19 protein-coding genes, 1 tRNA gene and 1 pseudogene are annotated in these 23,335 nt (G+C 52.9%); 14 read left to right on the top strand and 7 right to left on the bottom strand.

Going from position 1 to position 23,335, the window contains the following annotated elements:
• Positions 1 to 7 precede the first annotated feature (7 nt).
• From rlmG to ABOC97_RS06375, 3 genes and pseudogenes are all read left to right on the top strand, one after another.
• Positions 8 to 1,144 carry a 23S rRNA (guanine(1835)-N(2))-methyltransferase RlmG gene (rlmG, locus tag ABOC97_RS06365; protein ID WP_349595333.1) on the top strand — a complete coding sequence of 379 codons (1,137 nt, stop codon included), beginning with the start codon at positions 8 to 10 and terminating at the stop codon, positions 1,142 to 1,144.
• Positions 1,145 to 1,366: 222 nt separating this feature from the next.
• Positions 1,367 to 1,680, top strand: a pseudogene (locus tag ABOC97_RS06370) (type II toxin-antitoxin system HigB family toxin).
• The gene (locus tag ABOC97_RS06375; protein WP_349595336.1) at positions 1,677 to 2,093 is read left to right on the top strand and encodes a helix-turn-helix domain-containing protein; all 417 of its coding nucleotides are present in this window, start codon (positions 1,677 to 1,679) and stop codon (positions 2,091 to 2,093) included. Before ABOC97_RS06370 ends, ABOC97_RS06375 begins: the two are co-directional and overlap by 4 nt.
• A gap of 13 nt (positions 2,094 to 2,106) precedes the next feature.
• Here ABOC97_RS06375 and ABOC97_RS06380 read toward each other — a convergent pair whose 3' ends face one another.
• From ABOC97_RS06380 to ABOC97_RS06395, 4 genes are all read right to left on the bottom strand, one after another.
• Complete coding sequence (locus ABOC97_RS06380; protein ID WP_349595339.1) at positions 2,107 to 4,125, bottom strand: NADPH-dependent 2,4-dienoyl-CoA reductase; 2,019 nt, start codon at positions 4,123 to 4,125, stop codon at positions 2,107 to 2,109.
• A gap of 137 nt (positions 4,126 to 4,262) precedes the next feature.
• Complete coding sequence (locus ABOC97_RS06385; RefSeq protein WP_349595342.1) at positions 4,263 to 5,333, bottom strand: ABC transporter ATP-binding protein; 1,071 nt, start codon at positions 5,331 to 5,333, stop codon at positions 4,263 to 4,265.
• Complete coding sequence (locus ABOC97_RS06390; protein WP_349595345.1) at positions 5,330 to 6,706, bottom strand: phosphohexomutase domain-containing protein; 1,377 nt, start codon at positions 6,704 to 6,706, stop codon at positions 5,330 to 5,332. Before ABOC97_RS06390 ends, ABOC97_RS06385 begins: the two co-directional genes overlap by 4 nt.
• Before the next feature lie 29 nt (positions 6,707 to 6,735).
• Positions 6,736 to 7,812: a LacI family DNA-binding transcriptional regulator gene (locus tag ABOC97_RS06395; protein WP_349595348.1), complete on the bottom strand. Its 1,077-nt coding sequence runs from the start codon at positions 7,810 to 7,812 to the stop codon at positions 6,736 to 6,738.
• A gap of 179 nt (positions 7,813 to 7,991) precedes the next feature.
• Between ABOC97_RS06395 and ABOC97_RS06400 the strand changes: the two genes are divergently transcribed.
• The 6 genes from ABOC97_RS06400 to ABOC97_RS06425 are packed head-to-tail and all read left to right on the top strand — an operon-like array spanning position 7,992 to position 14,543.
• A complete protein-coding gene (locus ABOC97_RS06400) occupies positions 7,992 to 9,281 on the top strand; it encodes an ABC transporter substrate-binding protein (protein WP_349595352.1) in 1,290 nt (429 codons plus the stop codon).
• Positions 9,282 to 9,291: 10 nt separating this feature from the next.
• Positions 9,292 to 10,158, top strand: coding sequence for a carbohydrate ABC transporter permease (locus ABOC97_RS06405; RefSeq protein WP_349595355.1), 867 nt, complete (start codon positions 9,292 to 9,294; stop codon positions 10,156 to 10,158).
• On the top strand, positions 10,159 to 10,986 hold the full coding sequence (locus tag ABOC97_RS06410) for a carbohydrate ABC transporter permease (RefSeq protein ID WP_349595358.1): 828 nt from the start codon (positions 10,159 to 10,161) through the stop codon (positions 10,984 to 10,986).
• Between the two features lie 11 nt (positions 10,987 to 10,997).
• Positions 10,998 to 12,584, top strand: a complete 1,587-nt coding sequence (locus tag ABOC97_RS06415; protein ID WP_349595361.1) for an alpha-glucosidase — start codon at positions 10,998 to 11,000, stop codon at positions 12,582 to 12,584.
• The gene (locus ABOC97_RS06420; protein WP_349595364.1) at positions 12,565 to 13,623 is read left to right on the top strand and encodes a glycoside hydrolase family 130 protein; all 1,059 of its coding nucleotides are present in this window, start codon (positions 12,565 to 12,567) and stop codon (positions 13,621 to 13,623) included. The genes ABOC97_RS06415 and ABOC97_RS06420 overlap by 20 nt, the downstream gene beginning before the upstream one ends.
• Positions 13,623 to 14,543 carry a DUF1861 family protein gene (locus tag ABOC97_RS06425; RefSeq protein WP_349595531.1) on the top strand — a complete coding sequence of 307 codons (921 nt, stop codon included), beginning with the start codon at positions 13,623 to 13,625 and terminating at the stop codon, positions 14,541 to 14,543. The genes ABOC97_RS06420 and ABOC97_RS06425 overlap by 1 nt, the downstream gene beginning before the upstream one ends.
• 36 nt (positions 14,544 to 14,579) lie before the next feature.
• On the opposite strand, the gene ygjG is transcribed toward ABOC97_RS06425, so the two are convergent.
• Positions 14,580 to 15,971, bottom strand: coding sequence for a putrescine aminotransferase (gene ygjG, locus ABOC97_RS06430; protein ID WP_349595367.1), 1,392 nt, complete (start codon positions 15,969 to 15,971; stop codon positions 14,580 to 14,582).
• Between the two features lie 355 nt (positions 15,972 to 16,326).
• Here ygjG and ABOC97_RS06435 point away from each other — a divergent pair, with 355 nt between their 5' ends.
• Complete coding sequence (locus ABOC97_RS06435; RefSeq protein WP_349595370.1) at positions 16,327 to 17,847, top strand: methyl-accepting chemotaxis protein; 1,521 nt, start codon at positions 16,327 to 16,329, stop codon at positions 17,845 to 17,847.
• Here the strand turns inward: ABOC97_RS06435 and ABOC97_RS06440 are convergent.
• Positions 17,844 to 18,413 (bottom strand): PadR family transcriptional regulator, encoded by a 570-nt coding sequence (locus ABOC97_RS06440; protein ID WP_349595373.1) that lies wholly within the window; start codon positions 18,411 to 18,413, stop codon positions 17,844 to 17,846. The genes ABOC97_RS06435 and ABOC97_RS06440 overlap by 4 nt on opposite strands.
• A gap of 237 nt (positions 18,414 to 18,650) precedes the next feature.
• Here ABOC97_RS06440 and ABOC97_RS06445 point away from each other — a divergent pair, with 237 nt between their 5' ends.
• From ABOC97_RS06445 to ABOC97_RS06455, 3 genes are all read left to right on the top strand, one after another.
• The gene (locus tag ABOC97_RS06445) at positions 18,651 to 19,415 is read left to right on the top strand and encodes a siderophore-interacting protein (protein ID WP_349595375.1); all 765 of its coding nucleotides are present in this window, start codon (positions 18,651 to 18,653) and stop codon (positions 19,413 to 19,415) included.
• Positions 19,416 to 19,882: 467 nt separating this feature from the next.
• Complete coding sequence (locus ABOC97_RS06450; RefSeq protein WP_349595378.1) at positions 19,883 to 21,436, top strand: peptide MFS transporter; 1,554 nt, start codon at positions 19,883 to 19,885, stop codon at positions 21,434 to 21,436.
• 201 nt (positions 21,437 to 21,637) lie between these two features.
• Positions 21,638 to 21,937: a DUF1889 family protein gene (locus ABOC97_RS06455; protein ID WP_234508301.1), complete on the top strand. Its 300-nt coding sequence runs from the start codon at positions 21,638 to 21,640 to the stop codon at positions 21,935 to 21,937.
• 98 nt (positions 21,938 to 22,035) lie between these two features.
• Here the strand turns inward: ABOC97_RS06455 and ABOC97_RS06460 are convergent.
• Positions 22,036 to 22,111, bottom strand: a tRNA-Ile gene (locus tag ABOC97_RS06460).
• 127 nt (positions 22,112 to 22,238) lie between these two features.
• Between ABOC97_RS06460 and mug the strand changes: the two genes are divergently transcribed.
• Positions 22,239 to 22,745 carry a G/U mismatch-specific DNA glycosylase gene (gene mug / locus ABOC97_RS06465; protein ID WP_349595381.1) on the top strand — a complete coding sequence of 169 codons (507 nt, stop codon included), beginning with the start codon at positions 22,239 to 22,241 and terminating at the stop codon, positions 22,743 to 22,745.
• The last annotated feature ends 590 nt before the right edge of the window (positions 22,746 to 23,335 follow it).

Here is a 23,335-nt window from a genome sequence, read left to right on the forward strand (position 1 = left end):
AGGGCCGATGAGCCACATAGACAACGGTTTCCGTTCGCTGACACTTAAACGTTTCCCGGAAACGGATGACGTTAACCCGCTACTGGCGTGGGAAGCGGCGGATGAATATCTGCTGCAACAGCTGGACGATACCGAGATTAGCGGCCCGGTGATAATCCTGAATGATACTTTCGGCGCGCTGGGCTGTGCGCTGGCGGAACATACCCCGTACAGTATTGGCGATTCTTACTTAAGCGAGCTGGCGACGCGTGAAAACCTGCGCCACAACGACATTGCCGAATCCAGCGTTAAATTCCTCGACAGCACCGCCGAGTATCCGCAGGCACCGGGCGTGGTGCTGATTAAGATCCCAAAAACCATGGCGCTGCTCGAACAGCAGCTGCGCGCGCTGCGCGACGTCGTGACGCCACAGACGCGTATTATCGCCGGTGCGAAAGCCCGCGATATCCACACTTCGACGCTTGAACTGTTTGAAAAAGTACTCGGTCCAACCACTACCACGCTGGCGTGGAAAAAAGCGCGTCTGATTAACTGTACCTTCAGCAAGCCGGAATTAGCCGACACCTCGTTGACGCTGAGCTGGAAGCTGGAAGGCACCGACTGGACCATCCACAACCACGCCAACGTCTTCTCCCGCACCGGGCTGGATATTGGCGCACGTTTCTTTATGCAAAATCTGCCGGATAATCTGGAAGGCGAGATTGTTGACCTTGGCTGCGGCAACGGCGTTATTGGTATGACGCTGCTGGAGAAGAATCCGCAGGCGAACGTGGTGTTTGTCGATGAATCCCCAATGGCCGTTGCCTCCAGCCGTCTGAACGTGGAAAGCAACCTGCCAGAAGCGCTGGATCGCTGCGAGTTTATGATCAACAACGCGCTCTCCGGCGTGGAGCCGTTCCGCTTTAACGCGGTGCTGTGCAACCCGCCATTCCACCAGAAGCACGCGCTGACCGATAACATTGCGTGGGAAATGTTCCACCACGCGCGCCGCTGCCTGAAAATCAACGGCGAGCTGTATATCGTCGCCAACCGTCATCTCGACTACTTCCACAAGCTGAAGAAGATTTTCGGTAACTGCGAAACCATCGCCACCAACAACAAATTTGTGGTGCTGAAAGCGGTGAAACTCGGCCGTCGCCGTTAATTCTCTGCACACCGTTGGCCTGACAAGCGTCTGCTGTCAGGCCTCAAAGCGACCGGATGTGAATCCGGGCTGGCTTTGGAATCTTACTCGCAAACCTGAAATCCCCCCATTGTGTATGACTTGTGCTGACGTAATGTCCCTGTGATTTACACCGATACATTAGTTGCCAAAATGGCAACTAATGCTATGCTGTTGCCAATTTGTCAACGGACATGATAAAGAATGCACCTGATAACACTGAAGACATTAAAAGATGCGGCGGAAAGATTTCCGCAATATCGAACGGAATTTTTGGCTTTAGGAAACGTTATCTCGAAGGGATATTTCAGGACGCCTGACGCACTGAAAACGATGTTCCCCACGCTGGATAACTTTAAATATCTGGATAAGCACTATGTTCTCAATGTGGGCCGCAATGAGTTACGCGTCGTGGTGTTGATTTTTTTGATACGCAGAAGTGTTACATCCGACATGTGTTCACGCACAAGGAATACGATAGCTTTACGGCGGCTCACCGTACCAAGGGGAAAAAATGATGGTTATTGCGGATATTCTAAAGGCGGGGGAGAAGCTAACGGCGGTCGCTCCTTTTCTTGCTGGTATTCAGAACGAAGAGCAGTACGCTGAAGCGCTGATGTTTATCGATCATTTGCTGATTAACGATCCGGATAATCCATTGTTAGATCTGGTTTGCGCTAAAATCAGCGCCTGGGAGAGTTCTTCTCCTGAATTTAGTGATTTTAATTCGCAACTAGAGTCAATCCCCGCGGGCGTATCCGTCATCCGTGTTCTGATGGATCAACACGGATTAACCCTGTCTGATTTGCCAGAAATTGGCAGTAAATCGATGGTCTCCCGGGTATTAAACGGGCAGCGAAAACTCACGCTGGATCATGCCAAAAAGCTTGCCGCTCGGTTTGGTATTTCACCAGCGCTATTTATCGACTGAATGACTGCGCGGCTTAAATCTCCAGTGCCAGTCGGGTGCCCTGCGCGATAGCACGTCGGGCGTCCAGCTCTCCCGCAACATCGCTGCCGCCGATAAGATGCACCGTTTTACCCGCAGCCTGCAGCGGTTCCGCGAGCAGACGATTGGGCTCCTGACCGGCGCAGATAATTACTGTATCGACCGCTAGCGTTTGCGCTTCGCCGTTGATCTCCACGTGTAATCCCGCATCGTCAATCTTTTGGTAGCTCACCCCAGGGATCATTTTCACTCCACGCGACAGCAGGGTAGTGCGGTGGATCCAGCCGGTAGTTTTGCCCAGCCCTTCGCCTGGCTTACTGGCCTTACGTTGCAGCATCACGATTTGTCTCGGACTACGCGCCAGGTGTGGCCCTTCCGGGCGCAGGCCGCCGGCCTGTTGCAGGCTGGTATCGATCCCCCATTCGACGCAGAACTCGGCAATATTCTGGCTGGTCGGGCTGCCGGGCTGGCTGAGATACATCGCGGTATCAAAGCCGATACCGCCGCAGCCGATAATCGCTACGCGCTGGCCTACCGGGGCTTTATCGCGCAGCACATCCAGATAGGTCAGCACTTTTGGGTGGTCGATACCGTCGATCGGCGGCGTGCGCGGAGTGATCCCGGTGGCGAGAATGGTCTCATCAAAGTGCAGAAGATCGTCGGCGCTAACCCGCTGATTGAGCTTCAGCGTGACGCCGGTTATCTCGATCATTCGGCGGTAATAGCGCAGGGTTTCATAAAACTCTTCTTTGCCAGGGATCTGCTTGGCGATATTAAACTGCCCGCCGATCTCGGCGTTGGCGTCAAACAGCGTCACCTGATGGCCGCGCGCGGCGGCGTTGATGGCAAAGGCCAGACCCGCCGGGCCAGCGCCGACCACCGCCAGATTTTTGCTCCGCGCAGCGGGCACTATCGGCATTTTGGTTTCATGGCAGGCGCGCGGGTTCACCAGGCAAGAGGTTACTTTGCCGACAAAGATCTGGTCCAGACAGGCCTGATTACAACCGATACAGGTGTTGATCTCGTCGGCTCGTCCAGACTGCGCTTTTGACAGCAGCTCAGCATCGGCCAGGAAGGGGCGCGCCATCGACACCATATCGGCGTCGCCGCGCGACAGAATGTCGTCGGCCACCTGCGGATCGTTGATACGGTTGGTCGTCACCAGCGGGATCGTCACGTGGCCTTTTAGTTTGCGCGTCACCCAGCTAAATGCGCCGCGCGGCACCGGCGTCGCAATGGTGGGGATCCGAGCTTCATGCCAGCCGATCCCGGTATTGATGATTGTCGCACCTGCGGCTTCAATGGCTTTTGCCAGCAAGACGGTTTCATCGAAGGTGCCGCCGTTGTCCACGAGATCGAGCATCGACAGGCGGTAGACGATAATAAAATCTTTTCCTACGCGCTGGCGTACCGCGCGCACCACTTCCACGGCAAAACGCATGCGGTTGGCGTAGTCGCCGCCCCATTGGTCATCGCGCTGGTTGGTACGGGCGGCCAGAAATTCGTTGATCAAATATCCTTCTGAGCCCATCACTTCCACGCCGTCGTAGCCTGCCTCGCGGGCTAGCTGAGCGCAGCGGGCGAAGTCATCGATGAGCGTGAGGATCTCGTCATGGGTTAGCGCGTGTGGCGTAAAACGGTTTATCGGTGCCTGGAGCGCAGAGGGCGCAACCAGCTTTGGCTGATAGCTGTAGCGACCGGTATGCAGGATTTGCAGGGCAATTTTGCCGCCTTCCTGATGCACCGCATCGGTAATCACGCGGTGATGCGGTACCTGACTCGCGTCGTTCAGCATCGCGCCGCCCGCCATTCCAACGCCGGTGGCATCCGGTGCGATCCCGCCGCTGACAATCAGCGCCACGCCGTGACGAGCGCGTTCGGCGTAGAATGCCGCCAGACGCTCCGCGCCGTCGGGATACTCCTCAAGCCCGGTGTGCATCGAACCCATCAGCACACGGTTTTTAAGCTGGGTAAAACCCAGATCGAGCGGGGCGAACAGCGACGGATAGCTCATAAGAATGTCCAGTATGTGAAATTATTGTTATGTGGTCGGATGAGTTACTAATTTAGCCGTCGGCGAGCAAAAGGGAAAAAGGGAATGTGATGATTGTGATGGGATTCAAAGAACGCCCCCGTTGCCGGGGGCTGCGCTTAGCGAAGCGTGACCCGCTTACCCAACGAATCAAACAGGTGAAGGTGGGCCTCTTGTACGCTCAAGCTGAGTGATTGCTGGTTTGGAAAGCTCAACTGCTGGAATGACTTCAGGCAGATTGATTCTCCTGCGGCCTCCAGCCAGACCAGCGTAGAGTCTCCCTGCAGTTCACACAGACGGGTGCGTCCGGTGAGGGTAAAGTCACCGGGTTGCTGATACTGCATATGCTCCGGACGGATGGCGACAAACATTTTATCGCCTTCACGAATCCCTTCCGGCTGGCGAGAGAGCGGGAAGACGATGTCATCCGCAATCTGTAGCGCGCCCTGATACCAGACGGCAGGGAGAATATTGATTTTAGGCGTGCCGATAAACTTGGCGACGAACAGGTTTGCCGGCGCGTTGTAGAGCTCAAGCGGCGTGCCGACCTGTTCAATTTTTCCTTTGTAGAGCACCACGATACGGTCGGCGAGCGTCATGGCTTCGACCTGATCGTGGGTGACATAAATCATGGTATTTTTCAGCGTGTTATGTAGCTGCTGGATCTCCTGACGCATCTCCACGCGTAGCGCGGCGTCAAGGTTGGAAAGCGGCTCATCGAACAAGAACAGCTCTGGTTCCTGAACAATCGAACGGCCAATCGCCACGCGCTGTCGCTGGCCACCGGAGAGATTTTGCGGCAGCCTGTCGAGCATCTCATCCAGCTTCAGCATGGCGGCTGCACGGTGGATCCGCCGCGCGATTTCATCTGCCGGGGTTTTGATATTTCGTAAGCCAAAGGCGAGGTTATCGCGCACGGTCATATGCGGATAAAGGGCGTAGGACTGAAACACCATCGATAGGCTACGTTTGCCCGCTGCAAGGTGGGTGACGTCTTTATCACCCATCATCAGTGTGCCGCTATCGGGCATCTCAAGCCCGGCAATCATTCGCAGCAGCGTCGACTTGCCGCAGCCGGAAGGGCCGACCAGCACGATAAATTCACCGGAAGCTATCTCCAGAGACAAATTTTCAATGATGGTGGTCTTGTCGTATTTTTTATGGATATTGCTCAGGTAAAGGGCTGTCATAGCGCCTCCTTCGTGGCAATAAATGCCAGCACTTCGGCGGTTTTGGCGGCGAGCAGGCCGGTATCGCCGCGAGTTTCAACATTCAGACGCAGCAGCGGTTCGGTATTCGAGGCGCGCAAGTTAAAGCGCCAGTCGGCAAAGGCCAGGCTAACGCCATCGCAGTCGTCGTATTGTGGCGACTGGGGCTGATAGTACGCGGTAATGCTTTTGAGTATGGCGGCAGGATCGTCGACAACCCGATTGATCTCGCCGGACACCGGAAAACGTGTCTGCGCATCTGCGATAAAGTCAGACAATGGCTGATGGCTACCGCCAATAATTTGCAGCATCAGCACCAGCGGGATCATCCCGCTATCGCAGTAGCCAAATTCGCGAAAGTAGTGATGTCCGCTCATTTCGCCGCCGTAGATGGCATCTTCCTGGCGCATCCGGGCTTTGATAAAAGCGTGTCCGGTTTTGCTGATAATCGGCTTCCCGCCGTTGCGTTTGATAACCTCGAGAGTATTCCAGATTAAGCGCGGATCGAGGATAACGCTGCTACCGGGCGAGTGCTGTAAAAAATGGCGGGCAAACAGCCCCACCAGGTAATAGCTCTCAATAAATTCGCCGCGCTGATCGAAGAAAAAACAGCGATCGAAATCGCCATCCCAGGCGATACCAAAATCAGCATGATTATCAATAACCGCCTGCCGGGTGGCGAGCTGGTTTTCTGCCAGCATCGGATTGGGGACACCCGCCGGGAAACGGCCATCGGGTTGATGATGCAGACGGATAAATTCAACCGGCACGCCAGCGTGATTCAGTGCCTCTGCAAGCGCATCGAGCGCCGGGCCTGCTGTTCCATGCCCTGAGTTGGCGACAATCCGCAGCGGGCGTATCAACGGATGCCTGAAGAAACGCAGCAGGCAGCGGATCCATGCGGGACGGTTATCATAGGCGGTGAGGACGCCGCGATGAACGGCGGGCGGAAACACGTTTTTCTCCGCCAGCGCTTTAATTTCAAGTAGCCCGTTGTCGTTGCTGATCGGGCGTGCCTCTTCGCGCACCAGTTTCATGCCATTGTCATGGGCGGGATTATGGCTCGCGGTGATCTGAATACCACCGTCCGCACGTAGTTCACGCGTGGCAAAGTAAATCTCTTCCGTGCCCGTGAGGCCAATATCAATCACATTAACGCCGCTGGACATTAGTCCTTCCGCGAGCGCGGCTTTTAACGCCTCCGAGCTCAGACGGATATCCGCCCCGACCACAACGCGCCGAGGGTGTAACCAACTGGCGTAGGCGCGACCAATCCGATAGGCAATTCCGGGTGTGAGTTCGACATCGACTTCGCCACGAATGTCGTAGGCTTTAAAGCAGGTCAGTTCATCCATAATCCACTCTTCGGTTAAGCAATAGGTACTCAGGCGGTTTCCCGCACGATGAGCTGATACTCCAGCGCATAGTGGGTGACTGGCCCGTTTTTCAGGAGTAACTCAACGGCGATTTCACCTTTGCGTTCTGCATCCTGGGCGATGGTCGTAAGCCCAATGCCGTTCACTTCGGGCGTCATGTTGTCAAAGCCGGCGATCGCCACGCGTTGGGGAATGGGCAGGCCATTACGCTGGCAGTAATTGACTGCGCCAACCGCGAAACGATCCGACAGGCAGACAAGCGCGGTGATGGCGGGATGGGCCGTTAATAACGTCTCAGCGGCCAGTTCGCCATGCTGTTCATCGTGTTGAGTTTCATAGAGCCAGCTATCGCCCAGCGGTATTCCATGCTCATGAAATACGTCGCGGCAGGCATTTACACGCGTCAGCATTAATGTGTTGTCGCCGACGATAGCCTGCTCAAGATGACGCATCCCTCGGACGCCGGGGCTCGAGGAAAAGGCGATGATGCCAAAATGGCGGTGCCCCTTCTGGAGCAGATAGGTCGCGATATCGCGCATCGCACAGGTGTTATCTATGGATACGCTGCTGTATTGCGGCAGTTGAAAATCAAGCGTCACGATCGGGAGGTGGCGGGCGAGCGTTTGCTGGATGACTTCGGCATTGTTGTAGGTGGCATTGAGAATGTAACCATCAACCAGCGTGGTGGGGGATGGCGATTTACACGAGGCCCCTTTTTGCAGCGGAATAAGCACCAGATTTATATTCTGTTCTTCGCAACGTATGGCAATCCCGCGCATCAGCTTGATGTCATGGGGATCGATAAATACGTAACTCATTGAGTCGTTAAAAACTACGCCGATGGCATCTGATTTTCCGGTACGTAACGCCCGAGCTAGTTTATCGGGTCCCTGAAAACCGACCGACTTTGCATAAGAAAAAATACGCTCACGTAAATCAGCAGAGAGTTTTTCAGGGTTATTCCACGCATTTGAAATCGTCGTGTGTGAAATACCCATTTCACTGGCTAATGATTTAATTGTTATCCTGGTGTGTTTTTGTTTTTTATATTCACCAGGTGTTTGGTTTTCATTTTTTATATTCATGTGAATTATGTATTTACATTTTTATTTATACTTTAATAGGCGCTGAGTTTATCGTTAAACAAAAATTGTTTTGTGATTTGTTTAACGTTAAACATAAAAAAGGAGTGCTAGTTTACGCCTCATTCAAAGCAGGGTTGCGGTAAGCCAATAACACGTATTAAGCGTTAGGGAGATAAATCGTGAAATATTCAACGGTTGCTAAATTTACGGCATCAATACTACTCAGTTTCTGTATTTCCGGTTGTGGCCCGGATGATAAAAGCGAGGCGCAAGATAGCGCTAAAACACCGATTAAAATGTGGGTCGCGCCGAATGAAAATGAAGAGGCGTTCTGGAATAAAATGGTGACGGAATGGAATAAAGACGCCACGCATACACCCGTTGAATTTACAACTATTCCTGCGGCTAATAGCTCGGAAGAAGCCATCATGAATGCGTTGGCCTCAGGTACTGAACCGGATATTTCCAGTAATATATTTATTGGTTTTGCCAGTCAGCTTGTTGATGTCGGGCAAATTGAAGATTTATCTAAAATGCCTGGATTTGAGTCGCTAGTGAATTCGCGTCAAATGACGGCGATTCTTCCCGCCTGGAAACTCAACGGTCAGCAAAATGTCCTGCCGATTTATATCAATCCTATTGTCTGGTGGTGGCGCGGTGATTTGCTGAAAAAATACGGTTTCGACCATGTTCCGACACGTTACGACGAACTTTACCAATTGGCTGAGCGCCGGGCGGCAGATAACCACGGCTACGTAATGCAGTTGACGGCGGGCAAAAACTGGTGGGAGCGCTGGTTCGACTTTATCCCGTTGTATTACGCGCAGAGCGGCGGGAAAACCTATATTGCTGATAAAAAAGCCGACTTTAACAATTCCGCAGGTCAGGCCGTGCTGACATTTATGGGTAAAGTGTTTGAAAAAAAGTGGAGCAGCTATGACTTCACCGCCGCTGATGACCCGCTAGCAACCGGGCTAGTACTGGCCTCTGCACGTGGCCCTTGGGATCTCGCACGCTATCGTAAACAGTACCCGGACATACTGAAAACCATTCAGATAGGCCCAATGCTAACCGAAGGCGGCGTCGCGCATCCGCATACATTTGGTGACAGCAAAGGCATGGTGATGTTCAGCTCCAGCAAACACAAAACGCAAGCCTGGGCATTCATACAATGGGTTTTTGGCCATGCAGAGCATGACCGTAGCTGGCTGGAACTTACCGGTATGCCGCCAGCGCGCGCCGATCTGATGACTAACCCGCTGTTTACTGAGTACTTTGACCAGAACCCGCTGGAGAAAAGCATTGCGTCCTATGTTGATGTCGCGCTGCCGCCGGTGGCGACGACGCAAACCACGGAAGTGCAGCGTAGTATGACGCAGATGCTTGAGCGGGTGATTTTTAATCAGGATGACCCGGTCAAAGTATTAGCCCGCTCCGAGCAAGAAATTAACGCCCTATTATCCAAATAAGGGGGGATCAATGGCCGGATATGATTCCCGTACCGGAGGCCTGCTGGCCTCCGTATGGATAGGTTATTCCTTGCTGTTCTGGTTTTATCCGCTGGCCTGGCTGCTGGTGCTTAGCGTGACACACTGGCAATTTATTGGTATGCCCCACTTTACGGGGCTACAGAATATTATTGGCGTGGTTAACGACCAGCTATTCTGGACATCAATGTGGAATATCTGTCGGTTCCTGATGTGGTATTTACCCATCGTCTTTATAACCTCGTTACTTTTTGCCGCCGGTCTGCGTAGAATTAAATATGGGAAGGGATTTATCGCACTGAGTTTTTTACTGGCTAATATATCATCGGGCGTGGCCTATTCCATCGTGTTTGCCAAGCTCTTTAGTGAATATGGCCCAGTGAATCAATTCTTACGTGAAGCTTTTAGTATTTCTGTTCCCTGGTTTACCAACTCGGACTGCGCAATGCTATCTATTGCTCTGATTGTGACCTGGAAATTTGTCGGCTATTACGGTCTGATTCTCTATTCCGGGATGCAATCTATTCCACACGATATTTATAGTGCGGCAGTGCTGGATAAAACTGGGCGCGTTAAACAGGTCTGGGCTATTACCTTGCCGATGATGAATCCGCAAATTGTCATGGTGATGGTGCTGGCGATTACCGTTGCCTTCAGTATTTTCACCGAACCTTATTTAATTACCGGCGGTGGGCCGTTGAACAGTACAACCAGTCCGATGGTGGTGATGTATGAAGCCGCTTTCCAGAATATGAAACCGACCTGGGCCGCTGCAATGTCAATCATTGTGGCTGGGTGTAGCTTCCTGGCTATCTGGCTCTTCCGCAAACTGTTTGAAAAAAATATCGAGATAGTGTGAATGAAAAAACTCACTCCTTTGAGCCTGTTAATTCATGCGGTGATGTTTTTACTGGCGTTAAGCTGGCTCTACCCGTTTATCTGGATGGTTGTCTCCTCATTGAAGCCAACGGCGGAAATCTACACCAGCAGCCTGTTCTCCGGGCATTTAACGCTGGAAAACTACACCTTCCTTTTTGATAACAGCAACCGTGCGGACAAACCGTTTTTGCGCACGTTGTGTAATTCGCTGTTTGTGTCCATCACCATCACCGCCTGCGTGACCATCACCTCGATGCTGGTGGGATACGCGCTGGCGAAGACCGAATTTCACGGTAAAAACGCGTTTCGCAATTTACTGATTGTGCAGATGGTGTTTCCGGTATTCATGTTCATCATTCCGCAGTTTGTGCTGATGCGGGAGCTGGGGCTGATTAATGACTACAGCGCGATGATCCTGCCCTATGCGATGAGCGCGTGGGGGATCTTCATGGTGTCGCAAAGCTTCAAAGGGACGCCGAATGATTACCTGTACGCCGCGCGTCTCGATCACGCCAATCTGTGGGGCATTTTGCGTCATGTGATGATGCCGCTGAATAAATCCATTCTGGCGATAGTTGCGCTATTCACTTTCTCAAGCTCCTGGGACAACTTCCTGTGGCCGCTGATTGTGATGCGAGACGTCGAAAAAATGCCGTTCTCAGTCCTGCTAGCGACGTTCAGTAAATCTTACGGCGTGTATCTGGGGCCGGTAATGGCTGGGGCGGTGGTGCAGATGCTGCCTGTCGTCGTGCTGTTTATCCTGTTCCGCAAATATTTCCTACAGGGCATGTCGTTATCACTGAAATAAGGAACGTACCGGTGAGCAATCAACCCTGGTGGCAGGCGTGTACCTGCTATCAAATTTATCTGCCCTCTTTTTGCGACGGTAATGGCGACGGCATCGGGGATTTCCCCGGGCTGTTGTCGAAGGTCGATTATCTGCAAACGCTGGGCGTTGGGGCTATCTGGATAACCCCTTTCTACCCGTCACCGATGGTGGACAACGGTTACGACATCAGTGACTACTGCGCCGTTGATCCACGTTTTGGTACATCAGCGGATTTTCGTGAAGTGGTGGAACGCTGCCACGCCTGCGGGATCCGGGTGATCATCGATCTAGTGGTTAACCACGTTTCGACGGAACATCCCTGGTTTCGCGATGCATGGAATAATCCGGCCAGCCGCTACCGGAATTACTTTCTGTTTAGCAAACAGCCAAATAACTGGCAGTCGTTTTTCTCCGGCAGTGCGTGGTGCGCGGAGCCGGATACCGGCGAGCATTACTACCATAAATTTTCGCCACAGCAGGTTGATTTGAACTGGCAGAACCCGCAGGTGGAGCAGGAGATCTATCGGGTCATTGATTTCTGGAAATCGCAGGGGGTTGATGGTTTTCGTTTTGATGTGATCAACTTTTTGACCACTGACGGCATTGGCCCTGATAACCCGATAGACAACGGTGAACAGCGGCATGAGTTTGATATAAACCAACCGGGGATCATCGACACCTTACGGCGCCTGTGTCGCTATGTGCGTCAGCAGGGGAACGCGTTTCTGATTGCCGAGATCGGCAGCGACGAGCTGGATATTCTGGCGCGCTATCAGAGTCCCGAACTGATGGACGTGGTGTTCAACTTCAATATCGGTAGCCAGAAGACCTTTGATATCTCGCGTTTATGCTCGGAAATTAACGCCACACAGTCACAGCAATCAGGTCTGCCAACGCTCTTTTTCTCCAGCCACGATATGCCGCGCATGATTAGCCGTTTTGGTGAAGGCCCGCACGATATTGAACGCGCGAAAGCGGTACTAGCGCTGCAGCTGACCGTGCGCGGCGTGCCGTTTGTCTTCCAGGGAGAAGAGCTGGGGATGACCGACTATCTCCCCAGGACGGTAGAACAGATTTTCGATATTCAGGGGAAAATCCATTATCAAACGGCACTCCAGCAAGGCTTAACTCAGGCCGAAGCGCTGGTTCAGGCGATTGACCATTCACGCGATGCATCCCGTGCGCCGATGCTGTGGAGCGACGCGCCATTAGCTGGATTCTCTGCCATCACGTCCTGGATGCCCATTAGCAACGACTACCGAAAAATCAACGCCATGCGCCAGCAGCAGACGCCCGGCTCACTGTGGCGGGATTATCAGGAGCTGATTGCGCTGCGTAGACAAACGGCAGCCCTCTGCGAGGGGGATGGCGGACTGTTGGTGCAGACCGAAGAGTGCGTCTGGTTTATGCGCGCGACGGCAAGCGAACGAATCTGGGTGGCGATTAATTTTGGCGGTCCGGTACAAAATCCATGGCGGGCGATTGCCGCCGACGTGCTATACGGGCAGGACACTCAATGGCTAGGTAAAAATCAAATTCTGATGAAAAGGAGAGTTCATGAACAGACACAGCAATAATCCGCTAATTACCCCGAAAGATGTGGTGCCTTCACTGCCGGGGCGGAAAGTAGAATGCGTCTTTAATACCGGCGTCACCGAGTACAACGGTGAAATTATCCTGCTCCTGCGCGTTGCCGAGAGCGTGCTCAATGACGATCCACAGCAGATCGTCGTGCCGTTGCTGGAATCACACGCGGGCGGCTGGCGGCAGACCACGAAGATGTTCTATCGCGGCGATGAGCGCTACGATTTTAGCGATCCCCGAACCATTGTCTTAAAGAGCGATCCATCGCAGCTGTGGCTGACCTCAATGTCCCATTTGCGCCTTGCGCGCAGCAAAGATGGCGTGCATTACGCGGTTGATACCCAGCCTTTTATTATCGCGGACAGCCGCTATGAAGAGTTTGGTTGCGAAGATGCGCGTATCACGCAGATAGATGATCTTTGGTATATCAACTACTCGGCGGCTTCGTCGTTGGGAATCACCACGGCGCTGGCGACCACCCGCGACTTTGTGCGCGTTGAAAAACAGGGATTGATCCTTTGCCCGGACAACCGCGACGTCTGCTTCTTCCCGGAAAAAGTTAATGGCCGCTATATGGCATTAACGCGCCCGGCACCGTGCCACTTTGGTCATCCAGAGATCTGGATCTGCGAATCTCCGGATATGCTGCACTGGGGAAACCACCGGCACCTGCTGGGACGTTCAGGGGATGAATGGGACTCGCGGAAATCAGGCGGCGGCGCGCCGTTAATTAAAACCCAACGCGGCTGGCTTGAGATCTATCACGGAGTCGATGCGGATCAACGCTACTGTCTGGGTGCGCTGTTATTGGATCTCAACGATCCCACCAAAATCCTCGCAAAATCGCCGGTACCGCTGCTGGAGCCAACGGCATCCTATGAACGAGAAGGTTTTTTCGGCAACGTCGTTTTCACCTGCGGGGCGCTTATTCGTGATGAGGTGCTGCATGTCTGGTACGGCGCCGCCGATGAGTGTACCGCGCTGGCGACGCTGCCAATGAATGCGTTATGGAAGCACTTAGGGTTGGCATGATGCGCGACAACGTGGCTGAGCTTTATCGGCGTTATTGCTCCCACCCCCGTCTATACCGCGGTGGCAAGATGACTTTTCACGGTGTGGACGGGCGGGATGTGTATAACCCGACGGCACCTTTTCGTCATGCCGGGGGATGGTGCATAGCCGCGCGGGTGGAAGTGCGCAACAGCGAACGCGCTCAGGTGTGCTTCTTCGCCTGGGATGGCGAGAATCGTGCAACTTTGCTAGCCGATATGCCGGAATTCGCTTTGCAGGATCCTTTTATCAGCGAGATCGATGGGCAACTGGTGTTTGGCGGCGTAGAGGTCTCGTTTTCAACGCAAGGAGAGCCTTTACGCTGGCGCACGCAGTTTTTCATCGGGGAAAATATTGCCACATTGCGGCCGCTGACGACCGGGCCGTGGGGCATGAAAGATATCCGCCTGCTTCAATTGCCCGATGGACGTATTCTGGTTTTTACCCGGCCACAAGGGGAGCCCGGCGGGCGCGGCACCATCGGCTGGACGATTATCCCCCGATTGCAGGCGCTCGACGCGCAGGTGATGGCCAGCGCCTCGCTGATTTCACATGTGGATGAGCAGTGCTGGTGCGGTGTCAATGCGGCATACCTGCTGCCCACGGGCAACGTTGGCGTGCTGGCACATGTTGCTGGTTTTGATGCGTTGGGCAACCGTCATTACTATGCGGCACGTTTTATCTTTGACCCTCAGTCCGGCGTGTCGTCTCCGATGGCAATGATAGCCTGCCGGGATGATTTTCTGAGTGGGGAGTGCAAGCGTGAAGATCTGCGGGATGTCGTTTTCCCCGCCGGGTTGCTAAAGGATGGTCAAGGCGGCGCCCGGCTTTTTTGCGGCACCAGCGATTGCGAAGTTCAGTGGCTGGATATCCCATCGCCATTTGGCGATAGGTGGCAATAAAAACGCCCCCCTACCGAAGTGGTAGGGGGCGTGAATTTACTGCTCGGTAGCTACCTGATGTTGACTGACCCGCAGGGCTGCCAGCGCGTTACGCGCCGCTTTCAGCACCTGGTCGCACTGTTCCATCGTCAGGGTCAACGGGGGTTCAACGCGAATGGTCTTGGCATTGTTGAGCGTTCCGGCAACCAGTACGCGCTGGCGGAACATCTCGCTGGCAAAGGTATAGCCGATTTCGTTGTCGACAAATTCAATTGCCATCAGCATCCCTTTACCACGGGCTTCACGGACTAGATCCGGGTATTCGCGTGCCATACTGCGGAAACCATCCAACAGCATATCGCCTTTCTGCTCGGCCTGAGCGGGCAGGTTTTCGGTCAGCAGTACGTTGATGGTCGCCAGCGCCGCCGCGCAGGCCAGCGGATTGCCGCCAAAAGTGGTGGTGTGCAGGAACGGATTGTCGAACAGCACTGAGAACACCTCTTCCGTGGCGATAGTGGCACCGATAGGCATGACGCCACCGCCGAGTGCTTTTGCCAGGCACAGGATATCCGGCTGCACGTTCTCATGCTCGCAGGCAAACATCTTGCCGGTACGGCCCATCCCGGTTTGCACTTCATCAAAGATCAGCAACGCGCCAAACTCATCGCACAGCTTACGCACGGCGGGCAGATAGCCTTGAGGCGGCAGAATCACACCACCTTCGCCCTGAATTGGCTCAAGGATCACCGCCGCCACGTCATCACCGGTTTTCTGGCATTCGCTGAGCATGGTGCGCATGGCCTCAATATTACCAAATGGCACATGGCGGAAGCCCGGCAGCAATGGCATAAACGGCTTGCGGAAGGTTGATTTGGCTGTAGCCGATAACGCCCCAAGCGATTTGCCATGGAACGCGCCGCTGGTGGCGATAAAGGTAAATTTGCCGCGTGGCGATTGGTAGGCTTTGGCCAGCTTCAGCGCTGCTTCCACCGATTCGGTGCCGCTGTTGCTAAAGAAGCTGTACTTCAGCTTGCCGGGCGCAAGGGCGGCCAGCGTTTTGGCCAGCATCGCGCGCAACGGGTCGAGCAGTTCCTGACTGTGAAGCGGTTGTTTAGCGAGCTGATTCTGTACGGCGGAAACCACCACTGGATTACGGTGCCCCACATTGAAAATACCAAAACCGCCCAGGCAATCCAGAAACTCCTGGCCCTGGGTGTCGACAAGCGTATTTAACCCTCCCGCTTGCCACTCTACGGCTCCGTAATCCCCACCGGCTGTTACAGATTTTCGGTACTCTAAAAACCCCGGATTCACATGTTCTTTAAAGTATTCCCTGACCTCCTGGTTAAGAGCTTTCATCTCCTCATGTGAGAGCGTTGTCTTCTCAATGAGATTCAGTGCGTGTGCGCTGCAGGCCAGAGCCGATGCGCTGGAAGGTAACCTGTTCAAAATGTGCTCCCGGGGCTCACGTATCACATGATACTGAGTTAAGTATTGCAGGGATTACGCCACTTCAGCGGCTGCGGTGAAAATCGGGATAAATGCCTGGGAATAACGCGGATGTACAATATTTAATCGTCCAACGGTGCGGGGAGACTGAAAAGGTTGTCGGCGAGGTGCGACCTTTTTGTGCAGCGCGCTCCACAGCAGTGCGCGTTTTGCGCCAGGGTAGCGCGGCTTGTAAAAAGTAGGGCTTTTGTCGATTTTGCGATCTAACGCAAAATTAACAATTAAGGTTAATTAAATAACCTCCGATATAACAATTGTAATACATTTTCTTTCCGCACCTGAAAAGGATGTTCGTATGTCTACCCTGTCCGACCAAAACCAGCATGAATCCGTGCTGGACGATCACACCACCCTCATGTCGACCACCGACCTCAATAGCTGCATTACCCACGTTAACGATGCTTTTGTGAAGATAAGCGGCTATGGCCGTGAAGAGATGCACGGCCTGCCGCATAATCTGGTGCGTCATCCCGATATGCCGAAAGCGGCGTTTGCCGATATGTGGTATACGCTAAAGCAAGGTGAGCCGTGGACCGGTATCGTGAAAAATCGCCCAAAAAGCGGCGGCCATTACTGGGTGCGTGCCAACGCCATTCCCCAGGTGCGTAATGGTAAAACCATCGGCTATATGTCTATCCGTACCAAGGCCAGTCCACAGGAAGTGGCGGCCGTTGAACCGCTTTATCAGGCGTTGCGCGAGAATCGCAGCAATAAACGCCTGCATAAAGGCCGGGTTATCAGCAAACGCTGGTGGGGCAAGCTCTCGGCTATGCCGCTGCGCTGGCGGGTTAGAAGCATGATGCTCGGGCTGTATCTGCTGCTGGCCGGATCGCTGTTTGCCCTGAATGCGCCGATTGCGGCGGTGCTGACGTCGGCGATTCTGCTGCTGCTGACCACCCTGGTATTTGAGTGGCAGATTGTTCGGCCAATCGAGAACGTGACGCGACAGGCGCTCCGCGTGGCGACCGGCGAGCGTAATAGCGTGGAACATCTGGATCGTAGCGATGAACTAGGGCTGATACTTCGCTCGGTGGGGCAGCTTGGGTTAATGTGCCGTTGGCTGATTAACGATGTCTCAAGCCAGGTTAACAGCGTTAGCGATGGTAGCGACGTGCTGGCGCGTGGTAACGATTCTCTCAATCTGCGGACGCAGGAAACGGTGGAGAATGTGCAGCAAACGGTCACTACCATGAATCAGATGGCGGCATCGGTGCAGAACAATTCCCACACTGCGGCGCAGGCCGATAAGCTCTCTCTTGCCGCCAGCGGCGCGGCAACTCAGGGTGGGCAGGCGATGCACCGGGTGGTGCAAACCATGGAGGATATCGCCGATAGCACCCAGCGTATTGGCTCGATTACCACGCTGATTAACGATATTGCTTTCCAGACCAATATTCTGGCGCTGAATGCCGCCGTTGAGGCTGCGCGTGCCGGTGAACAGGGAAGGGGCTTTGCGGTGGTTGCCGGTGAAGTTCGGCATCTGGCGAGCCGAAGCGCCACTGCCGCTAACGAAATTCGCCAGTTGATTGAAGCCAGCGCCAGTAAAGTGCAGTCCGGGTCTGAGCAGGTACATGCGGCGGGGCGCACGATGGATGACATTGTTTCACAAGTGCAAAATGTCACCCAGCTGATTGCGCAGATTAGCCAGTCAACGTCAGAGCAGGCGACGGGTCTGTCAGACTTGACGCGCGCGGTGGCGAAACTTGATGAAATCACCCAGCAAAATGCCGGGCTGGTGGCGGAGAGCGCAAGCGTGTCGGCGATGGTAAAACGTCGCGCAAGCCGCCTTCAGGATGCAGTTACGGTCCTGCATTAATCTAACTGGGTGATATCCAGCGCCGCACGGTCGATAATGCCGATAATCTGTTTTAGCTGCGCGTCGCTGATATCGCCCTGATTCACCTTCAGGTCCAGCACGGCTTTAAAGTTGTCCAGCGCCCGCTTCATCTGCGGGTTTTTACGCAGTTCATGCCCCACCATTCTGGCTTTCAGCCGGGTCTGGATTTGTGCCAACGGCTCCTGGCTTGCTTCGAGCATCTGACTGCCGTCGGCGGTAATCTCGATTTTTTTACGCCCGCCGTCCTCTTCCTGCACGGTAATCAGCCCCTGATCCTGTAATAAATCCAGCGTGGGATAGATAACGCCGGGGCTAGGGCTGTAGTGGCCCTGAGTCAGGGATTCAATCGCTTTAATCAATTCATAGCCGTGGCTGGCGCTCTCTTTGAGGATGCTGAGAATGACCAGGCGCAGCTCACCGTGACCGAAGAAGCGCTGACGACGACCGCCGCCGTGGCCTTCGCCACGTCCACCGCGATGTTCGCACTCGCCGTGCTCGCCACGATGGCCGTGGCCGCGATGTTCGCTACCAGAGAAAGGTCTCATGGATGGTATTCCTTTTGTTATTTAGATATATCTAACTTATATCTTATTTTATATCTTTAGCAATATCTAAAAGTGAATGTTTTTTAATTAATTGATATATATGGAGTTAATTTTAATTTGGCGATGCTTGATATGATGTGGTTCATATATCATAAAAAGTGCTTGCATTCTTTTTAATTGGCAATCATTATCATTTGCAAAGTTTTTAGATATATCTATTTGTCAGAGAGACGCCAAATGAAAGAGAACAAATACCCACAGCGCGTACGCAATGAGCTTCGTTTTCGTGAACTGACCGTACTGCGCGTTGAACGCGTCGGTGCGGCTTTCCAGCGGATTGTGTTGGGCGGGGAAGCGCTTAACGGCTTTAGCTCACGCGGTTTTGACGACCACACTAAACTGTTTTTCCCGCAGGCCGGCACGACATTAACGCCGCCAACCGTGAGCGACGAAGGCATCGTTTGGGCAGACGGTGTTCGCCCACAGGCGCGTGACTATACGCCGCTGTATAACGCGGAGCGCCATGAGTTGGCCTATGACTTCTTTATCCATGACGGCGGCGTAGCCAGCCAGTGGGCAATGGATGCGACAGTCGGCGATACGCTACTCATCGGTGGCCCGCGTGGTTCGCTGGTGGTGCCTGAGGATTACGCCTGGCAGCTGTATGTTTGTGACGAAACCGGAATGCCTGCGCTGCGCCGTCGGCTGGAGGCATTACGCGAGTTGCCGCAACATCCGCTGGTCAACGCGCTGGTGATGGTTCGAGACGAGGCGGATAAAGATTATCTGTCCGGGTTTGAGAACTGCAATATTGAGTGGTTTACCCGCTATGATGCCGACGCTGTTGCTGCGCGTCTGGCGCAGTTAACGGTGCCTGAGTCCGACTACTTTATCTGGCTGACAGGTGAAGGGAAGGTGGTGAAAGGGCTGACCGACGGTTTTGTTACTGACGCTATCGATCCGCAGCTGGTACGTTCGAGCGCATACTGGCACGCAAAATAAGCCAACGGCAGGCGCACCCCGCGCCTGCTTTTCCTGCTGACCTTCCGCCATGCATGGGTCACTCACCCTCAATCCATTCTACGCTATTTATCGCGGCTTACTCACATAAGCCAGGCGAACGTCGTATTTTCCACACTTTTTATAGCCCTATCTTTGGGCCTGTTTTCGGCCATTTATTGCGTTTGAAAATGGAATATATTATTGTTTTATATGAATAATTATCCATTTATCGTGTCTGGTGATGATGTCAATCACCTTTGCTTTGATGCCAATAAAAAATCTGTAAAAGTAGATGTTTATCGACTTTTCGTCTAAAAGTATGGGGCAACGGGCTAGACATGACCATAACATGGTTATCAAATGGTTAAAAAATACCGCGTTAGATGTAAATCATCGACAAAATTAAAAAATGGCTAGTCCGCTTACACAACTTACACGCGTTGCGGCGCACCTTCTCTGGAGAAACTATGCATTCCTCTGTTAACAAAAACGAAAGCCGAACCTTTTTCGGTCACCCTTATCCGCTAGGGTCGCTGTTCTTTACCGAAATGTGGGAGCGATTCTCGTTTTACGGTATTCGCCCATTACTGATTCTGTTTATGGCGGCGACCGTATATGACGGCGGCATGGGACTGGCGCGTGAAAATGCTTCGGCGATTGTCGGGATTTTTGCCGGGACAATGTACCTGGCGGCTCTGCCGGGCGGTTGGCTGGCCGATAACTGGCTCGGCCAGCAAAAGGCCGTATGGTACGGTTCGATTCTGATAGCTCTGGGCCATCTGGCTATTGCGCTGTCTGCCTTTATGGGCGACAACCTGTTCTTTATCGGCCTGATGTTTATCGTGCTGGGTTCCGGGTTGTTTAAAACCTGTATCTCGGTGATGGTCGGTACGCTGTATAAAAAGGGCGATGCCCGTCGTGATGGCGGTTTCTCTCTGTTTTATATGGGTATCAACATGGGATCGTTTATCGCACCGCTGATTTCCGGTTGGCTGATTAAATCGCACGGCTGGCACTGGGGCTTTGGTATCGGCGGCATCGGGATGCTGGTGGCGCTGGTTATCTTCCGTATCTTTGCTGTACCGGCGATGCAACGCTATGACAGCGAAGTGGGGCTGGATTCGACCTGGAATAACCCGGTGGCGAAGAAGCGCGGTGTAGGCGCATGGCTGCTGGCGCTGGCCGTTTGCGTTGCGGTTATCATCACGCTGATTGCGCAGGGTGTCATTGTGATTAACCCGGTCGCAGTAGCAAGCGTGCTGGTGTACGTGATTGCTGCATCGGTGGCGCTGTACTTTATCTATCTGTTCGCATTTGCTGGTCTTAGCCGCAAAGAGCGCGCGCGCCTGTTGGTGTGCTTCATCCTGTTGGTATCCGCAGCGTTCTTCTGGTCTGCCTTTGAACAGAAACCAACGTCGTTTAACCTGTTCGCCAACGACTACACCAACCGTATGATCGGTGATTTTGAGATCCCGGCGGTATGGTTCCAGTCGATTAACGCCCTGTTTATCATCCTGCTGGCCCCGGTATTTAGCTGGGCGTGGCCTGCGCTGGCGCGTAAAAACGTGCGTCCGGGCAGTATCACCAAGTTTGTTATCGGTATTCTGTGCGCCGCGGCGGGCTTTGGTCTGATGATGCTGGCGGCTCAGAATGTGCTGAGCAACGGTGGGGCAGGCGTGTCGCCAATGTGGCTGGTAGGCAGTATTCTGATGCTGACGCTCGGCGAGCTGTGCTTAAGCCCAATTGGCCTGGCAACCATGACGCTGCTGGCACCGGAAAGAATGCGTGGCCAGATGATGGGACTGTGGTTCTGCGCCAGTGCGCTGGGCAACCTGGCGGCGGGCTTGATCGGTGGTCACGTGAAGGCCGATCAACTTGATATGCTGCCAGACCTGTTCGCCCGTTGTTCTATCGCGCTGCTGATTTGTGCTGCCGTACTGTGCGTGCTGATTGTGCCGGTACGCCGCATGCTGGAAAATACCAAATCCAGCGCTGGACAAAATTCGGCCACCAACGCGTAATCTCACCAGTATGACGAAAGCCAGCGCCTGTTGCGCTGGCTTTTTTTTGTGCTGAATGGCGTCACCATGATGAAAAGTGAGGTAAAAATCCGTTTTAGCTCACGAAAAAGTGCAATAACGTGAGCTGTTTCTTTGTAATGACCGCCAGTTTCAGTCCATAGTATAACTTGTTTACTACGTGGTTAATTTAAGGACAAGCATATGCCAGCAGTCATTGATAAAGCATTGGATTTCATTGGTGGTATGAACACGTCTGAGCCAGTACCACAGTCCATGGATGAGAGTACAGCGAAGGGAATTCTGAACTATTTAAAAGAGTTGGGGACGCCGGTGAGTTCTACCGATGTGACCGAACGCGGTCAGCATGACGGCTGGAATGCCGGGTTTACGGATAAAGTAGCCAACTGGGCCGAGCGAGTCGAATCCGGCGAGCGTATTGTGATTAAACACCCTGAATTCTTCTCTGACTACATGCGCGAGGAACTGAGCTCGCTGGTGTAACCCTGCTTAAGTCGCTCTCACCCGCCTCGTGGGGGCGCCTGTTATCATCTGATTCAAGCAAAAAGGGCTGACGATTTCTCGTCAGCCCTTTTTGTATTTGGTGGCCCCTGTTGGGTTTGAACCAACGACCAAGCGATTATGAGTCGCCTGCTCTAACCACTGAGCTAAGGGGCCTAAGTAGGCGGGGATTATAAAGTAACAATGAGCACCAATCCAGCATTAAGCGCGCACATGCTGTTTTTATAAACAATGCATTTTCAATTCGTTATACTCAGCTGATGATGTATCGGCTGAGGATATTATGGTTAAAGACATTATTGATACGGGGCTGCGGGTCCTGTTCTGCGGCATTAACCCTGGGTTGTCATCTTCCTCGTTAGGCTACCCGTTCGCCCATCCGGCAAACCGCTTCTGGAAAGTACTGCATCTGTCTGGGTTTACCGAGCGCCAATTGAAGCCGGAAGAAGCGGAGCAAATGCTCGAGTTCCGCTGCGGCGTGACGAAGCTGGTTGAGCGACCAACGGTGCAGGCGACTGAGGTGAGCGTACAGGAGCTGCGAAGCGGCGGTCGTGAGTTGCTGACTAAAATCGAAGAGTATCAACCAGCCGTCCTTGCTGTTCTGGGTAAACAAGCCTTTGAGAGGGCGTTCAATCAACGTGGGGCGCAATGGGGCAAGCAGGATGTGAGAATCGGCGTCACTCAGGTTTGGGTACTCCCCAATCCCAGCGGTTTGAACCGTGCTTCACTTGAAAAGCTGGTAGAAGCCTATCGGGAATTGAACGAAGCGTTAGTCGCTCGAGGTCTTTAGGGAAGGCAATGAAAGAGAGGCTGAGAGTATTTGATACTGCTTGGCTGTAGGATAAGAGGGTATTTAGCAATAAATAACGGCGATATTTATATTTTACGCCAGAAGCCCATCGTTTAAATATGACTCTGTCACTTCCCAGGGAGAGGAAAAAATTCTTCCTGGAGTTACGTATTGGTAAATATTATTAATGAGATCTAAGATTGCAAAATCTACCTTTTTTAGCAGTAGCAAATTGGGAAAAAAATAAAAGTAAAACGACTTGAATGTATTAGTACGAAACATGTACAGAAATATAGCCTCTGACCAGCAATATATTGCTGGTTTTGGTTTGGTTTGTAGACCGTTTTCTTGTTTTTAACTTATTGATTTTTATGGTTTAAATTTTATATGATGAGTGTTTTTATAGTTATCATGGATTAATACTCGATAATTAATAGTTTTTAACTTATAGGAATTATCTTATGCAGCGGTTAAATTTGTAGCTGATTGCGGAGATGTGTGGTTTTTATCAGGGAGATGTACCACTAGTTTGCTTTTCCCCCTTAAGTCCTCTTCTCATCCAGACGTATACACGAATTATCCTTAAGCAA

Source organism: Kluyvera huaxiensis (assembly GCF_040149365.1).
Taxonomy (GTDB): Bacteria; Pseudomonadota; Gammaproteobacteria; order Enterobacterales; family Enterobacteriaceae; genus Kluyvera; species Kluyvera intermedia_A.

What these genes read in the sequence shown, in the direction of transcription:
- rlmG (WP_349595333.1), top strand. Translation starts at nt 8, where the DNA reads ATGAGCCACATAGACAACGGTTTCCGTTCGCTGACACTTAAACGTTTC.
- ABOC97_RS06375 (WP_349595336.1), top strand. Translation starts at nt 1,677, where the DNA reads ATGATGGTTATTGCGGATATTCTAAAGGCGGGGGAGAAGCTAACGGCG.
- ABOC97_RS06380 (WP_349595339.1), bottom strand. Translation starts at nt 4,125, where the DNA reads ATGAGCTATCCGTCGCTGTTCGCCCCGCTCGATCTGGGTTTTACCCAG.
- ABOC97_RS06385 (WP_349595342.1), bottom strand. Translation starts at nt 5,333, where the DNA reads ATGACAGCCCTTTACCTGAGCAATATCCATAAAAAATACGACAAGACC.
- ABOC97_RS06390 (WP_349595345.1), bottom strand. Translation starts at nt 6,706, where the DNA reads ATGGATGAACTGACCTGCTTTAAAGCCTACGACATTCGTGGCGAAGTC.
- ABOC97_RS06395 (WP_349595348.1), bottom strand. Translation starts at nt 7,812, where the DNA reads ATGAATATAAAAAATGAAAACCAAACACCTGGTGAATATAAAAAACAA.
- ABOC97_RS06405 (WP_349595355.1), top strand. Translation starts at nt 9,292, where the DNA reads ATGGCCGGATATGATTCCCGTACCGGAGGCCTGCTGGCCTCCGTATGG.
- ABOC97_RS06410 (WP_349595358.1), top strand. Translation starts at nt 10,159, where the DNA reads ATGAAAAAACTCACTCCTTTGAGCCTGTTAATTCATGCGGTGATGTTT.
- ABOC97_RS06420 (WP_349595364.1), top strand. Translation starts at nt 12,565, where the DNA reads ATGAACAGACACAGCAATAATCCGCTAATTACCCCGAAAGATGTGGTG.
- ABOC97_RS06425 (WP_349595531.1), top strand. Translation starts at nt 13,623, where the DNA reads ATGCGCGACAACGTGGCTGAGCTTTATCGGCGTTATTGCTCCCACCCC.
- ABOC97_RS06435 (WP_349595370.1), top strand. Translation starts at nt 16,327, where the DNA reads ATGTCTACCCTGTCCGACCAAAACCAGCATGAATCCGTGCTGGACGAT.
- ABOC97_RS06440 (WP_349595373.1), bottom strand. Translation starts at nt 18,413, where the DNA reads ATGAGACCTTTCTCTGGTAGCGAACATCGCGGCCACGGCCATCGTGGC.
- ABOC97_RS06445 (WP_349595375.1), top strand. Translation starts at nt 18,651, where the DNA reads ATGAAAGAGAACAAATACCCACAGCGCGTACGCAATGAGCTTCGTTTT.
- ABOC97_RS06450 (WP_349595378.1), top strand. Translation starts at nt 19,883, where the DNA reads ATGCATTCCTCTGTTAACAAAAACGAAAGCCGAACCTTTTTCGGTCAC.
- ABOC97_RS06455 (WP_234508301.1), top strand. Translation starts at nt 21,638, where the DNA reads ATGCCAGCAGTCATTGATAAAGCATTGGATTTCATTGGTGGTATGAAC.
- mug (WP_349595381.1), top strand. Translation starts at nt 22,239, where the DNA reads ATGGTTAAAGACATTATTGATACGGGGCTGCGGGTCCTGTTCTGCGGC.